The 14,198-nt window shown below is 61.1% G+C and carries 10 protein-coding genes; 5 read left to right on the top strand and 5 right to left on the bottom strand.

The window, feature by feature from the left end; all coding sequences use genetic code 11:
* Positions 1-77: 77 nt before the first annotated feature.
* Positions 78-629 carry a single-stranded DNA-binding protein gene (gene ssb, locus MLC59_RS08845; protein WP_248233483.1) on the bottom strand — a complete coding sequence of 184 codons (552 nt, stop codon included), beginning with the start codon at positions 627-629 and terminating at the stop codon, positions 78-80.
* A complete protein-coding gene (locus MLC59_RS08840; RefSeq protein WP_248233481.1) occupies positions 613-1,887 on the bottom strand; it encodes an MFS transporter in 1,275 nt (424 codons plus the stop codon). The genes ssb and MLC59_RS08840 overlap by 17 nt, the downstream gene beginning before the upstream one ends.
* 199 nt (positions 1,888-2,086) lie before the next feature.
* On the opposite strand from MLC59_RS08840, the gene pomA reads away from it, so the two are divergent.
* The 3 genes from pomA to uvrA all read left to right on the top strand — a co-directional run bounded on the left by pomA (position 2,087) and on the right by uvrA (position 6,714).
* On the top strand, positions 2,087-2,854 hold the full coding sequence (pomA, locus tag MLC59_RS08835) for a flagellar motor protein PomA (protein WP_248233478.1): 768 nt from the start codon (positions 2,087-2,089) through the stop codon (positions 2,852-2,854).
* A gap of 4 nt (positions 2,855-2,858) precedes the next feature.
* Positions 2,859-3,752, top strand: coding sequence for a MotB family protein (locus tag MLC59_RS08830; protein WP_248233477.1), 894 nt, complete (start codon positions 2,859-2,861; stop codon positions 3,750-3,752).
* Positions 3,753-3,894: 142 nt separating this feature from the next.
* Entirely contained in the window at positions 3,895-6,714 is a 2,820-nt protein-coding gene (gene uvrA / locus MLC59_RS08825) for an excinuclease ABC subunit UvrA (RefSeq protein ID WP_248233475.1), read from the top strand.
* Between the two features lie 100 nt (positions 6,715-6,814).
* Here the strand turns inward: uvrA and MLC59_RS08820 are convergent, their stop codons facing one another.
* Positions 6,815-7,684 carry a thioredoxin family protein gene (locus tag MLC59_RS08820; protein ID WP_248233473.1) on the bottom strand — a complete coding sequence of 290 codons (870 nt, stop codon included), beginning with the start codon at positions 7,682-7,684 and terminating at the stop codon, positions 6,815-6,817.
* A gap of 198 nt (positions 7,685-7,882) precedes the next feature.
* Between MLC59_RS08820 and lon the strand changes: the two genes are divergently transcribed.
* On the top strand, positions 7,883-10,330 hold the full coding sequence (gene lon / locus MLC59_RS08815) for an endopeptidase La (protein WP_248233471.1): 2,448 nt from the start codon (positions 7,883-7,885) through the stop codon (positions 10,328-10,330).
* A 264-nt stretch (positions 10,331-10,594) separates the two neighbouring features.
* On the opposite strand, the gene MLC59_RS08810 is transcribed toward lon, so the two are convergent.
* Both MLC59_RS08810 and MLC59_RS08805 read right to left on the bottom strand, forming a co-directional pair.
* On the bottom strand, positions 10,595-11,803 hold the full coding sequence (locus MLC59_RS08810) for a flagellar assembly protein T N-terminal domain-containing protein (RefSeq protein ID WP_345799760.1): 1,209 nt from the start codon (positions 11,801-11,803) through the stop codon (positions 10,595-10,597).
* A 5-nt stretch (positions 11,804-11,808) separates the two neighbouring features.
* The gene (locus tag MLC59_RS08805; protein ID WP_248233577.1) at positions 11,809-12,288 is read right to left on the bottom strand and encodes an LPP20 family lipoprotein; all 480 of its coding nucleotides are present in this window, start codon (positions 12,286-12,288) and stop codon (positions 11,809-11,811) included.
* Between the two features lie 353 nt (positions 12,289-12,641).
* On the opposite strand from MLC59_RS08805, the gene MLC59_RS08800 reads away from it, so the two are divergent.
* Positions 12,642-13,745: a tRNA nucleotidyltransferase/poly(A) polymerase-related protein gene (locus MLC59_RS08800; protein ID WP_248233468.1), complete on the top strand. Its 1,104-nt coding sequence runs from the start codon at positions 12,642-12,644 to the stop codon at positions 13,743-13,745.
* Positions 13,746-14,198: the final 453 nt, after the last annotated feature.

Here is a 14,198-nt window from a genome sequence, read left to right as displayed (position 1 = left end):
TGCAATAGGCCTACCAACAGCCTATACTTGTAGCACGAATGCCGTAAGTGCTTGATTTACTTAGCAAAACGGCGCACTCAGAACGGAATGTCGTCATCGAAATCATCCACCGGCTCCGGCATTTTGCCCTGGCCGCCAGCCGGCTGATTGTACCCGCCACCTTGTTGTCCACCCTGGGGGCCATAATTGCCCTGGGGAGGCTGCTGGTTTTGCGGGTTTTGCTGGGGCTGCTGCGCCTGGGGCCTGCCCTGCGGAGCCCCCTGGTCCATGCCACCGCCAGCGCCGCGGCTGTCCAGCATCTGCATCTGGCCATTGATGTCCACAACCACTTCCGTAGTGTAGCGATCCTGGCCGTCCTGACCCTGCCATTTGCGGGTCTGCAGCTTGCCTTCAATATAAACCTTGGAACCCTTGCGCAGGTACTGGCCTGCCACTTCAGCGATCTTGCCGAACATGACAATGCGGTGCCATTCGGTCTTTGGCACCATCTGACCGGTCTGGCGGTCCTTGTAGCTTTCATCGGTCGCCAGGTTCAGGTTGACCACCGCGTTGCCATTCGGCGTGTAGCGGGTTTCCGGATCCTGCCCCAGGTTGCCGATCAGAATGACCTTGTTAACACCTCGTGCCATGTTTCACCCCTGCTCTGTCTTTGTTCATGTCTGACGCTCCGTCGTCAGCGCCTGCTTGATCAAACTCTACCACGTTTATGTCTCTATCCCGATATCGGGGTGCCGGCATGGTGACCGCCACCACAAACCAGGCCAGCAGCACCAGCACCATCAGCCCGAAGACCCCGTCGGGGCCACCCCAACCGGCCAGTGCACCGCCGGCAGCGCCGCCCAGGAAGGCCCCGAAAAACTGGGAGGTGGAGTAAACCCCCATGGCGGTTCCCTTGGCCCCGGCCGGAGACTCCTTACTGATCAGCGACGGCAGGCTGGCCTCCAGCAGGTTGAACGCCATAAAAAAGAAGAACAATCCGAACCAGGCCGCCGTCAGCGAGGAAGACGCCTGCCACAGCGCCACCGTCGCAGCGGCCAGCAGGGCGACGGCAGCACTCAGGATGACCTTCATCTGGCGTTTTTTCTCACCAATGATGATGAAGGGCACCATGGCGAAGAAGGAGGTCACCATAACCGTCAGGTAGAACCACCACATATCCCCCTGGGGCAGCCCCAGCTTTTCCGACAGCAACAGCGGCACCTGGATGAACAGCGCGGTCAGCGCCAGGTGCAGCGCAAAGATGCCGAAATCCAGGCGCAGCAATCGCTGGTCCGCCAGCACCTGGCCCAGCATGGCGCGGGCAGGCAAATGCTCGCCCTCGGTGACCATGGCCGGAGGATTGGGCACCAGCTTCCAGACGATGACCATGGCCACCAGCGCCAGTATGGCTGTCAGCCCGAATATGCCGGACAGCCCGGCCCACTGGCCCAGCAGCGGGCCGATAATCAGTGACAGGGAAAACGAGAGACCAATGGTGACGCCGATACTGGCCATGGCCTTGGTGCGTTGCTCGGCACGGGTCAGGTCACTGACCAGGGCCATCAGCACACTGGCAATGGCCCCTGCACCCTGCAGGGCGCGGCCGGCAATCACGCCATAGATGTGGTCCGATGCGGCCGCCAGCAGACTGCCCGCCGCAAAGATCACCAACCCGATATAGATAAGCCGTTTGCGTCCCAGCCGGTCCGACAGGGCGCCAAACGGCACCTGCAGGCAGGCCTGGGTGAGCCCGTAAATACCGATAGCGAGGCCAATCAATGCGGGCGTGGCGCCTGTCAGTTCCGGCCCCAGCAGGGCAAAAACCGGCAGCACCATGAACAGGCCCAGCATGCGCATGGCGTAGACGGAGGCAAGTGCGGCAACGGCGCGGCGTTCCGAGTAATTCATGGTCAGATCACGGTCAGGTTTCGAAGGCCGCAAGTCTAACAGATAAGAACGATAAAATTACCGCCGGAAGGAAGATGCCCCGGAGGCCCGCGAAGTAATCGGTTCCCGCCGGACCGCCGTAAATGACGTCGGTTAACTGTATACTCACGGACAGTTTGCTTACAATTCGTTCACTTTGTGCATTACAGGAAGTTTGTCTATGGATCTGGCAACTCTGATCGGCCTTGTCGGCGGCGCGGTGATTATCGGGACCGCCATCCTTCTCGGGGCGTCATCAGAGGTATTCTTCAATATCCCGTCAATACTGATTGTGGTACTTGGCAGCTTCGCAGTGGTGTTGGCCAAGTTCAGCTTCAGCCAGTACTTTGGTGCCTTGAGGGCAGCGGGGCGCGCCTTCTCGTTCAAGTTGCCCGATACGCAAGAGCTTATTGAAGAACTGGTAGACATCGCCAACGTCGCCCGCAAGCAGGGTGTACTGAACCTGGAAGGCCGCGAAGCAAGCTCGGACTACCTTGCCCAGGGCATACAGCACCTGGTAGATGGCCAGCAATCGGATGTCATCAAGGAATTGCTGACCAAGGAACGACTGCTGACGATCGACCGCAATCGCTGGGGCACCAAGGTGTTCAGGGCATTTGGCGACGTTGCACCCGCGATGGGTATGATCGGCACCATAGTAGGGCTGGTACAGATGCTCTCCAATATGGAAGATCCCAAAACCATCGGGCCGGCAATGGCCGTGGCCCTGCTGACCACGCTATACGGGGCCATGATTGCCACCATGGTAGCTAACCCGATTGCCGACAAGCTGGAACTCCGGCTTACCGAAGAAGCCCGGATGCAGTCTCTGATCGCTGATGCACTGGTCGCCATCCAGCAAGGCCAGAACCCCCGGGTTATCGAACAGTTGCTGTCCAGCTACCTGCCGCCTGCGCAGCGTGAAGCAGCTGCAGAGAGCGGGGCCTGACGTCATGGACGAGCTGCCGGAAGAAGAGTCCACCGGCACACCAGCCTGGGTGGTGACCTTTGCGGACCTGATGTCGTTGCTGATGTGCTTCTTTGTGTTGTTGCTGTCATTTGCAGAGATCGATGCCATCAGGTTCAAGCAAATCGCCAAGGAGATGGCGAAAGCCTTTGGCGTCCAGCGAGAAGTTCCCGCCCTGGAGATACCACAAGGAACAAGCCCGGTTTTTCAGCATTTTTCACCAGGCCGGCCCGACCCCACAGACCTTGATGAGATACGACAAACAACCACGGATACGGCCCCCTACGTGGAAAGGGAGCCGAACACAGAGGCAGCGGCCGACGATGCCGCCAAAGTCACTTCGGAATACACACAGCGCCTGGAACAGGCGCTAAAGCAGGAAACCGATTCTGGCCAGCTGGAAATTCGCGCCTACCCTGGCCGCAAACAAATCATCATGCGAATTGAAGAGCGAGGCTCCTTCCCCTCCGGCTCCGCCGAACTGACCTTTGCCATGGTTGACCTGCTCTACCGGATGGGCCAGGTGCTTACCGATATCCCCGGCGACCTGACGGTGGAGGGGCATACCGACGATGTGCCTATCAGCAGTGGCCGGTATGAATCAAACTGGAACCTGTCTGCCGACAGGGCCGCCGCGGTAGCCAATGCACTTATTGAGGCCGGCCCGCTGGATGAAGACCGCTTCCGGGTCATGGGCCTTGCCTCAACCCGGCCCCGACAACCCAACTCGACACCGGAAAACCGGGCCCTGAACCGGCGCGTGGAAATCATTGTGGACCTTTCCGACGATCCGTCTGAAACCCCCACCACCCTGGAGGAGCTACCGCCGGACATCCTGCTGGATACCGATGACGTCCCTCGGGAAACCCTGACGTGGTAATCACCGGCTTTGGCCCCAGATAATCTGCTCCGAGGTTGGCGACAAACCCGAAGCCGTTATACTGGCGTATTTCCCGGGACAAATCCGGGCTGCCGGCCCGCCCCGACTCTACGGTCAAAACCGATATCGCCAGAGGAGTACTATGGAGACCATCCAGGTCAAAGGCGCACGTACGCACAACCTGAAGAACATCGATGTGGAACTGCCCCGGGACAAGCTGATTGTCATTACCGGGCTGTCCGGGTCCGGCAAGTCCTCCCTGGCGTTTGACACCCTCTACGCGGAAGGCCAGCGGCGCTATGTGGAGTCGCTCTCCACCTATGCCCGCCAGTTCCTGTCGATGATGGAAAAGCCCGACGTGGACCATATCGAGGGTCTGTCACCGGCCATCTCCATCGAGCAGAAGTCCACCTCCCACAACCCGCGTTCCACCGTGGGCACCATCACCGAGATCTACGATTACCTGCGCCTGCTGTTTGCCCGCGCTGGTGAACCCCGCTGCCCGGACCACGGCCAGCCACTGGAGGCACAGACCGTCAGCCAGATGGTGGACCAGGTGCTGGCCATGGCCGACGGCAGCAAGCTGATGATCGTGGCGCCGGTGATCCGCGACCGCAAGGGGGAGCACCTGCAGGTAATCGACACCATGCGCAGCCAGGGTTTTATCCGCCTGCGGGTGGATGGCTACGTCTACGATATCGATGATGTGCCGCCCCTGGACAAGAAAAAGAAGCATGCCATCGACGTGGTGGTGGATCGCTTCAAGGTGAAGGAAGGACTGGAGCAGCGGCTGGCCGAGAGCTTCGAGACCGCCCTTGAGCTGGCTGACGGGATTGCCCTGGTCGCGGACATGGACGGCAAGGCCGAGGACATCACTTTCTCCGCTCGCTATGCCTGCACCCAGTGCGGATATTCCCTGAGCGAGCTGGAACCGCGCATTTTCTCTTTCAACAACCCGGCCGGCGCCTGCCCGACCTGTGACGGTCTCGGCGTGCGCCAGTTCTTTGACCCGGAGAAGGTGGTCCATAACCCTGCCGCGACCCTGGCCGAAGGTGCGATCCGGGGCTGGGACCGGCGTGCTGTGTACTACTTCCAGATGCTTTCCAGCGTGGCCGAGCACTATGGCTTTGACCTGGATACGCCGTTTGAGGATTTGCCGGAAGATTTCCGGAACGTCGTCCTCCATGGCTCCGGCACGGAGGATATTCCGTTCCGCTATGTGAACTCCCGGGGCCACATCATGCAGAAGGAGCACCCCTTTGAGGGTGTGCTGCCGAACCTGGAACGCCGCTACCGGGAAACCGAGTCCCAGAGCATGCGGGAAGAGCTGGCCCGGCACTTGAGCACCCAGCCCTGCAAGGACTGCGGTGGCTCACGCCTGCGCCGCAGTGCCCGCCATGTGTTCATCGACGAGCACAACCTGCCGGACATCACCTACATGCCGGTGGGGGACGCCTTTAACTATTTCCACGGCCTGGAACTGCCGGGCCGCAAGGGCGAGATTGCCGAGAAAATCCTCAAGGAGGTCCGCCAGCGCCTGCAGTTCCTGGTGAATGTGGGGCTGGAGTACCTGACCCTGGAGCGCAGCGCCGATACCCTGTCTGGTGGCGAAGCCCAGCGTATCCGCCTGGCCAGCCAGATCGGCGCCGGCCTGGTGGGCGTGATGTACATCCTGGACGAGCCCTCCATCGGCCTGCATCAGCGGGACAACGATCGCCTGCTGGCCACTCTTACCCACCTGAGGGACCTGGGCAATACCGTCATCGTGGTGGAGCACGATGAGGACGCCATCCGGGCAGCAGACCATGTGCTGGATATCGGCCCCGGGGCCGGCGTACATGGCGGCCATGTGGTCGCCCAGGGTACCCCGGCGGATATCATCGGCAACGAGAACTCCCTTACCGGGCAATATCTGAGCGGCGCGAAGGAAATTGCCGTACCTGCCGTCCGCAACGAGGGCAGCGGCAAGGCCCTGACCCTGACGGGCGCCACCGGTAACAACCTCAAATCCGTGGACCTGGAACTGCCCCTCGGGGTGATGACCTGCATCACCGGGGTGTCCGGCTCCGGCAAGTCAACACTGATCAACGGCACCCTGTACCCGGTGGCGGCCACGAAACTGAACAAGGCCACCAGCCTGACTCACGGCCCGTACAAGTCCATGAAAGGTCTTGATAACCTGGATAAGGTCATCGATATAGACCAGAGCCCCATCGGCCGCACACCAAGGTCCAACCCGGCCACCTACACCGGCATCTTTACCCCGATCCGGGAGCTGTTCGCCGGCACCCAGGAAGCCCGCAGCCGCGGCTACAAGCCCGGCCGCTTCAGCTTCAACGTCAAGGGCGGCCGCTGCGAGGCCTGCCAGGGCGACGGCATGATCAAGGTGGAGATGCACTTCCTGCCGGATATCTACGTGCCCTGTGATGTGTGCAAGGGCAAGCGCTATAACCGGGAAACCCTGGAAGTGCGCTATAAGGGCAAGAATATTAACGAGGTCTTGCAGATGACCGTGGAAGAAGCCCGGGAGTTCTTCGACCCGGTGCCTTTCCTCGCCCGCAAGCTGCAGACCCTGATGGACGTGGGCCTGTCCTACATCCGCCTGGGTCAGAGTGCTATCACCCTTTCCGGCGGCGAGGCCCAGCGGGTGAAGCTGGCCCGGGAACTGTCAAAGCGGGATACCGGCAAGACCCTGTACATCCTGGATGAACCCACCACCGGCCTGCACTTCTACGATATCCAGCAACTGCTGACAGTGCTGCAGCGCCTGCGGGACCACGGCAATACCATTGTGGTCATCGAGCACAACCTGGATGTAATCAAGACCGCCGACTGGATCATCGACCTGGGGCCGGAAGGTGGCTCCGGCGGGGGTGAGATTATTGCCGAAGGCACGCCCGAAGAGGTGGCGGGGAACAAGCGGTCCCATACCGGGCGGTACCTGAGGAACCTGGTCGGGTAACCCCGGGGGCTGAGCAGCAGGAGCCCCCGCAGGCTCCTGGCCACCCTCCTTGCGTTGGAAAAGCAGTGATACGGCGCTGACCGGGTCAGCGCCGTATTCCTTAGTGCATCAAGGTGTACAGCTTGCGCCGATAGGTGCGCACGTCCGGGTTGTTATTACCCAGCTTTTCGAACAGCTCCACCAGTGAGGTCTTTGCAACCCCATCCTTGTAGCCGGGATTGGTCTGCATCAGGCGAATCAGCAGGTCCATGGCTTCGGGGTTGCGGTCATTCAGGGCGTATTGCATGGAGAGCTGGTGCAGGGCGTCCGGGTCGTTCGGGTCCTGCTCCAGGGCCATTTCCAGGTCCTTGATGGGGGGCAGTTCGCCAGCCTGCCGGAGGATCTTCAGGCGCGCCGCCAGCTGCTTCGCCTTGGGCTGCAGTTTCTCTTCCGGGGGCAGGCTTTCCAGCACCTGCTCCGCCGTGTCCAGGTCGCCCTGCTCGGCCTTGATCTGGGCCAGGTCGATCAGCACTGTGAGGTCGTCGGGGTTCTGCTGGTTGAGCTGGCCGAAGATGGCCAGTGCGCCATCCAGGTCACCCTCTTCCCACAGGCGGTGGGCCTGCTCGTAGGGGGTTTCCTGGTCCTCTGCCTTTTCCACGTGGGGCTCAAGCAGTTTTCGCACTTCGCCTTCCGGCAGGGCACTGTTGAAGCCATCTACCGCCTGGCCGTTCTTCACCAGGATCACGGTGGGCAGGCTGCGCACACCCAGGCTGGCAGTGAGCTGTTCCTGCTCGTCAGCATTAACCTTCGCCAGCAGGAAGCCGCCGTTATATTCCTCTACCAGCTTTTCCAGGATCGGCATCAGCTGTTTGCAGGGGGCGCACCATTCTGCCCACACATCCACCAGGATCGGGGTGTTGGCGGACGCGTCCATGACCTTTTCCTGGAAGTTGTCGATGGTGGCTTCGAAGATAAACGGCGAATTGCTCATGGGTCGGGTACCTGTCCTGATCCGGTTGTAAGGTTTGAAAGTCTACGTCCTACATGGTGCCTGGGGCGGCAAATTCAAGACACCTTGAATTCCTGATCGCCGCCGCTACATAGCTGGGAGTACCCGACGGGTTAACATACCCGGACGCCGGCTGGTAACTACCCACCGGCCCTCTGCCACAGAGACTATGAGGACACCATGGCCGACGAGAATCGTAACGAGGCACCGGAACAGGAAGACATCACCGAGTACATCGGTACCGACGAGAACAACGGCAAGAGCCTGGTCCTTCCCGGGGAGGCCCGACCCCGTCGAATGTACGTGATTCCGGTTTCCAACCGGCCCTTCTTCCCTGCCCAGGTGCAGCCGGTCATGGTCAACCAGGACCCCTGGCAGGAGACGCTCAAGCGGGTGGGCGATACCGATCACCGGATGCTTGGCATCTGCTACGTGGAAGACCCGGACCCGGAACGCAACATCCCCGGCAGCGAAGAGCTGGAAACCATGGGTTGTGCGGTGCGGGTTCACCACGCCCAGGAAGACAACGGCAAAGTCCAGTTTATCGCCCAGGGCCTGACCCGCTTTCGCATCACCCAGTGGCTGCGCCGCAAGCCGCCCTACCTGGTGGAGGTGGAGTACCCGGACGAACCGGAAGAGCCAGCCGACGAGCTCAAGGCCTACACCCTGGCCATTATCAGCGCCATCAAGGAACTGCTGCGCTCCAATCCGTTGTATGGCGAGGATGTAAAACAGTACCTGTCCCGCTTCGGGCCGGACGATAGCTCGCCGCTGGCCGACTTCGGTGCCTCCATGACCAGCGCGCCCGGTCGCGAGCTGCAGGACGTGCTGGATACAGTTCCCCTGCTCCGTCGCATGGAAAAAGTGCTGGTATTGATGCGCAAGGAGCAGGAGGTGGCCCGCCTGCAGGCAGAGATCAACGAGGAAGTGAACGACAAAGTGCAGAAGCACCAGCGGGAGTTCTTCCTGCGGGAGCAACTCAAGGTCATCCAGCGGGAGCTGGGCATGGCCAAGGACGACAAGACCGCCGATATCGAGCGCTTCCAGGCGCGCATGGACAAACTCAACCCCAACGAGGACGTGCAGGCAAGGTTCGAGGAGGAGGTACAGAAGCTGCAGGTGCTGGAGCAGGGCTCACCGGAATACAGCGTTACCCGCAACTACCTGGACTGGATTACCCAGGTGCCCTGGGGCATCACGTCGGAGGATCACTTCGACCTGGCCCATGCCCGGGAGGTGCTGGACAAGGAGCACGACGGCCTGAACGATGTGAAGGATCGCATTGTGGAGTTCCTGGCGGAGGGCACCTTCAAGGGCGAGATCTCCGGCTCCATCCTGTTGCTGGTGGGCCCGCCCGGTGTGGGCAAGACCTCTATCGGCCGGTCCATCGCGGATGCCCTGGGCCGGGAATTCTACCGCTTCAGCCTCGGCGGCATGCGGGACGAGGCAGAGATCAAGGGCCACCGCCGTACCTACATTGGCGCCATGCCCGGCAAGTTCGTGCAGGCGCTGAAGGATGCCAGGGTGTCCAACCCGGTGATCATGCTGGACGAGATCGACAAGATCGGTTCTTCGTTCCAGGGCGACCCTGCCTCTGCCCTTCTGGAGACGCTGGACCCGGAGCAGAACCGGGAGTTCCTGGACCACTACCTGGACGTGCGGCTGGACCTGTCCAAGGTGCTGTTTATCTGCACGGCCAACCAGCTGGATACCATCCCCCGGCCGCTACTGGACCGGATGGATACCATCCGCCTGTCCGGATACATCACCGAGGAAAAGCTGGCCATTGCCAAGCATCACCTGTTGCCACGTCTGTTGAAGCGGGCCGGGCTGTTGAAGAAGCAGCTCAATATTACCGATGCTGCCCTGCGCCAGGTGATTGAGGGCTATGCCCGTGAGTCCGGGGTGCGAAACCTGGAGAAGCAGCTGCACAAGATTATCCGCAAGGGCATCGTGAAGTTGCTGGAGGACCCGGACAAGCCGGTGCGGGTTGGCGTTTCTGACCTGGAGGCTTATCTGGGGCAGCCCGCCTTCCGCAAGGAGAAGGCACTGAAAGGTGTTGGCGTGGTGACCGGGCTGGCCTGGACGGCCATGGGCGGCGCCACACTGAGTATTGAGGCGTCCCGCATCCACAGCAATCAGCGCGGTTTCAAGCTGACCGGCCAGCTGGGGGATGTGATGAAGGAGTCGGCCAGCATTGCCTATAGCTATGTGTCGTCAAACCTGAAGCGCCTGAAGGGGGACCCGGCGTTTTTCGACAAGTCCTTTGTGCACCTGCATGTACCCGAAGGGGCGACACCCAAGGACGGCCCCAGTGCGGGCGTGACCATGGCCACGGCCCTGCTCTCTATCGCCCGGAAGGAGGCACCCGTCCAGAATATTGCCATGACCGGGGAACTGACGCTGACCGGGCAGGTGTTGCCGGTGGGCGGTATCCGCGAGAAGGTGATTGCGGCGCGGCGGCAGAAGATCACTACGCTGATTCTGCCGGAGGCCAACCGGGGGGATTATGATGAGCTGCCAGAGTATCTGAAGAGTGGGCTTACGGTGCACTTTGCGAAGCAGTACGGCGATGTTTACCAGGTTGTGTTCGGGAACAAGCCGAAGAAGGGGGCCAGTGTGCACTGAGGTCTGCTATTGGGCTGGGATTGTGTAGCCTGAAAATTCGGTGCAAGGCGCCCCGGGGGTGGGGAGGTCTTTCGCCGCCGCAATTCACGGCCCGTCCCTGGGCCGACCTTGCTCCGGGCCATCCATGGCCCTGCTTTGAAAGACCTCCCCACCCCCGGGACGCTTCTGGCTTTTTTCGGGTCCGGGACAGACAAGTCAGAGTCGCACTTTTCAGGGCCGCACCCGGATGGCTCAGACCATCAGAAAGCTCACACCCACTTGTTGCTACCAGATAATGGCAATATCGCCCCGCTGGATGTTTTCCAGGGCACCGTATTGGGGGATGAGACCGTTGGCGTATTCGGGGAAGACGCTGTCGAGGGTGACTTCGATGTCGGCGTCTTTGAGTTCCGGGGTGGCGCCCAGGCTGTCGAAGTGGGTGGCGCTTCGGTAGAGTTTCAGGCTATCTCCCGGGCGCAGGCCTGAGGTGGCGCCGGATTCCAGGGTGACGGTTGTGCCTTCCACCCGGGTAATACGGGTCATGAAGGGCTGACAGGACAGGGCGTGCTGGATGTCGTTATGCATCTGGTCGATCACACCGGCCACCTCCTGGCCAAAGCTGGTATCCAGGAACCCGGCCGAGCCAAATCCCTCCGATTCGCCCATGCCGGCATTCCAGTCTCCCTGGGTCTGAAAGCGTTTCTGGTATACCGGTGAGCCGCTGAAGCCATCGAATATCATAAGGTCAGCCACGAAGCGACGGTTCCGGTTGCTGGCACCGAACCCCCGGCTCAGTTTGCTCAGCACGGAGGTGCCCCAGGCGGAAGGATCTTCCACGCCGATGTCCCGGATCACCCCTGCGACGACAAACTGGGCGCCAAGCTCGCGGGCGATCTGGGTGACATTGGTCAGGCGGTTATCGAACTGACGCTGGGTGGGCGCGTTGACCACATCCGGGTGTAACTGGGTGGTCGCCGCCTTGAGAACCTGCAGGTTGCCTCGCTGCTGCAGGCCGGCCTGGATCATTTGCGGCAAGACTTCGCCGGCGTCGTCCAGGCGGCCGTGACGGACCTGCTGCGGGCGCTGGACGGTGAAGCCTGTGACGGCCACCCGTTTTTTCAGGTTTGCTGCGTCACCCACGTGGCAGTTACCGGCGTCTTCCGACACATCAGCTTTCAGGGTTATGCGCAGCGCATTGCCGAGCTGTCGTTCGTCCGTGATTCGTACGTTGCGGGCCCGGGCGCTGGAGGCCACGGTGAGCCGGGAATCGGTGATGCGACCATCTTCCAGGGTATCTTCGCTGCGGATGCGGGCGTCGTATTGCAGGGCCACATCTCGCAACGCGGCCTTGCGGGCCTCTTCCCGGGCGGCGTCCAGGTCACCGCCACGAATGGTGGCGATGCCGGTTCCTTCAAGCACAACCGCGCTGGCTGGCCCGGCCAGGGCGAGGGTCAGCAGGAACACCAGCAAGCGGCGACGGGATCTGGTCATCATGTTGGTCAATCCAGGTAGTACAGGGAGTCTGTGCTTTCACGGCTTACCACATCGCCGGCGGCGTCGTTGTCACGGGGCACGGGCACCGGGCACACACGGGCCACGTTCCGGTCACTGACATGGGCAACGCATTCGCGGAAACGGCGCTCCAGCTTGAGTTCCATCACGGTCTCCACCACACCATCGCTGTGTTCGTTAACCGATACCACCTTCGCGCCACGGAGGTAGCTGTCCACGTAGGTGCGGAACATGTCATTGCGAGCCACGAAGTCACTGACCGTCGAGCTGCCATAGACAACCGTACCGTAGACCCGCTCCGCCAGGTTGCGGTACGCATCCAGCTGTGAGGCCCGCCGGGCCATCAGGCGCTTGCGGGTACTGAGCCTGTCGGCGGCGGCATCTTCGTAGGTGCCAAAGCCGCTGACGCGTACGACAATGGGCTCGAAACGGCTATCCCCATGCCCGTGGTGGTAACCACCGTGCATGCAGCCGCTGAGCACAAGAAGGCCGGCAACGACCATTAACACTGATTTCATCGGTAAGACTCCGGTTGTACTGCCAGATGCTTTCCCTGCTGCATGAAAGATTCATTCCAACTTTTACAACACCATGATCCGATAGATATTTTTTGAACCTTCGCTGTAACGCCAGCCCGCAAGCGGCAAATCCTCGCCGTGTCCTTGACCCACACAGGCACTCACACAGGTACCCACACAGGTAACGACCAGCTCCCTGTATGCGGCCAGTTTTTTGCCTGTTACCCGTCACGGCCTCATAATCCCCGCTTTGGTGACCCGGGGCCTGCCCGGGAAATGAGTACAGTAAAAGGTCTTCTCCCATGGAAATCTATCTGGTTGGTGGCGCAGTCCGCGACGAGTTGCTGGGCATTCCGGTGAAGGACCGGGACTGGGTGGTGGTTGGCGCCACACCGGGGGAGATGCTTGCCCTGGGCTACAAGCAGGTAGGGGCGGACTTTCCGGTGTTCCTGCACCCCAAAACCCGGGAGGAATACGCCCTCGCCCGCACCGAGCGAAAGCAGGGGCATGGTTACCATGGCTTTACTGTCTACAGCGCGCCGGATGTGACCCTGGAGGATGACCTTGAACGTCGTGATCTGACCATCAATGCCATGGCGCAGGCGGAGGACGGCACGCTGGTTGATCCGTTCGGTGGTCGGGACGACCTGGAGCACCGTCAACTCCGGCACGTGTCGAAGGCCTTCTCGGAAGACCCCCTGCGTATCCTGAGAGCGGCGCGTTTTGCGGCTCGCTTTCATCACCTGGGCTTTGAAGTAGCTGATGAGACCATGGCGCTGATGCGTGCGATGGTGGCCGACGGCGAGGTACAGCACCTGGTGCCAGAGCGGGTCTGGCAGGAGTTCCAGCGGGCCCTGCATGAGGTTACTCCTGTGACCTTCTTTGAGGTACTCAAGGCAACCGGGGCCCTCGGTATCCTGATTCCGGAACTGGCGAACAATGATGCGGCGTTCAGCAATGCCATGGCCGCCCTGGCCGCTACCGCTGAAAAGGGGCTGGCCACAGAATGCCGTTTTGCCGCCTTGCTCCACCCGCTTTTACCGTCGCAGGTAGCAGAGCGGGCCGCTGCGTTGAAGGCACCCAATGATTGCCGGGACCTGGCGCGGCTGGTGGTTGAAGCGGTTCCCGAGGCCCGTAAACGACCGTTGTCTGCAGGGCGTGTGTATGAGCTGTTTAACCATGCGGATGCCTGGCGACGGCCTGAAAGGTTTGATCTGCTGTTGCAAACCCTGACCTGTCTGCCGGAAGGCCTGGAAACCGAGGTTAGCCGTACACTGGAGCGTGCTTTGGAGGAGGCCCGTGCAGTGGATGCCCGGTCGTTGATGGCCAAGGGGTTCAAGGGCAAGGCGCTTGGTGAGGCGATTGGGCGGGAGCGGCTTCGGGTGATTGCGCTGGCCCTTGTGTAGTGGGCTCCAAGCCTTCCGGGTATCGGCGTTGGGAGCCCTCCCAGCCTGTGAATTTGGGAGCAGGAGGGCTCGGGTGGTTGGCGCTCTCCAGGCCTGTGGGTTTGGGAGCAGGAGCGCTCGGGTGGTTGGCTTTTCTCCACCGCAATTCACGGCCCATCCCTGGGCCGGCCTTGCTCCGCGCCATCCATGGCGCTGTTACGAAAAGCCAACCACCCGATCCCTCTTGCTGAACTTCGGGTATCCGGTTCTTTGGTGCTTTGCTCTTACAGCAAACACCTACGTCTTTTTCTCCCAAAAGACCTGGTTGCCGGTATGCATTAGCGATGTCGAGCATCGCCTGCCCCAATTAGGACGACTGAACCAATTCAGATAGAATTCCCGTCTTGCTCAACGAGGACGGCACGAAACTCTATCCAGTATCCGGTGGGGGCCTTCTGGAGCAGCGCCATGGAT

The organism is Marinobacter bryozoorum (assembly GCF_023156245.1).
Classification (GTDB): domain Bacteria; phylum Pseudomonadota; class Gammaproteobacteria; order Pseudomonadales; family Oleiphilaceae; genus Marinobacter; species Marinobacter bryozoorum.
Note: the sequence above shows the minus strand (reverse complement) of the source record. Positions and strands in the feature narration are given on the sequence as shown.

Bases quoted from the DNA above. Each gene is read 5' to 3' on its own strand.
- ssb (WP_248233483.1), bottom strand. From the start codon at position 629: ATGGCACGAGGTGTTAACAAGGTCATTCTGATCGGCAACCTGGGGCAG.
- MLC59_RS08840 (WP_248233481.1), bottom strand. From the start codon at position 1,887: ATGAATTACTCGGAACGCCGCGCCGTTGCCGCACTTGCCTCCGTCTAC.
- pomA (WP_248233478.1), top strand. From the start codon at position 2,087: ATGGATCTGGCAACTCTGATCGGCCTTGTCGGCGGCGCGGTGATTATC.
- MLC59_RS08830 (WP_248233477.1), top strand. From the start codon at position 2,859: ATGGACGAGCTGCCGGAAGAAGAGTCCACCGGCACACCAGCCTGGGTG.
- uvrA (WP_248233475.1), top strand. From the start codon at position 3,895: ATGGAGACCATCCAGGTCAAAGGCGCACGTACGCACAACCTGAAGAAC.
- MLC59_RS08820 (WP_248233473.1), bottom strand. From the start codon at position 7,684: ATGAGCAATTCGCCGTTTATCTTCGAAGCCACCATCGACAACTTCCAG.
- lon (WP_248233471.1), top strand. From the start codon at position 7,883: ATGGCCGACGAGAATCGTAACGAGGCACCGGAACAGGAAGACATCACC.
- MLC59_RS08810 (WP_345799760.1), bottom strand. From the start codon at position 11,803: ATGATGACCAGATCCCGTCGCCGCTTGCTGGTGTTCCTGCTGACCCTC.
- MLC59_RS08805 (WP_248233577.1), bottom strand. From the start codon at position 12,288: ATGCACGGTGGTTACCACCACGGGCATGGGGATAGCCGTTTCGAGCCC.
- MLC59_RS08800 (WP_248233468.1), top strand. From the start codon at position 12,642: ATGGAAATCTATCTGGTTGGTGGCGCAGTCCGCGACGAGTTGCTGGGC.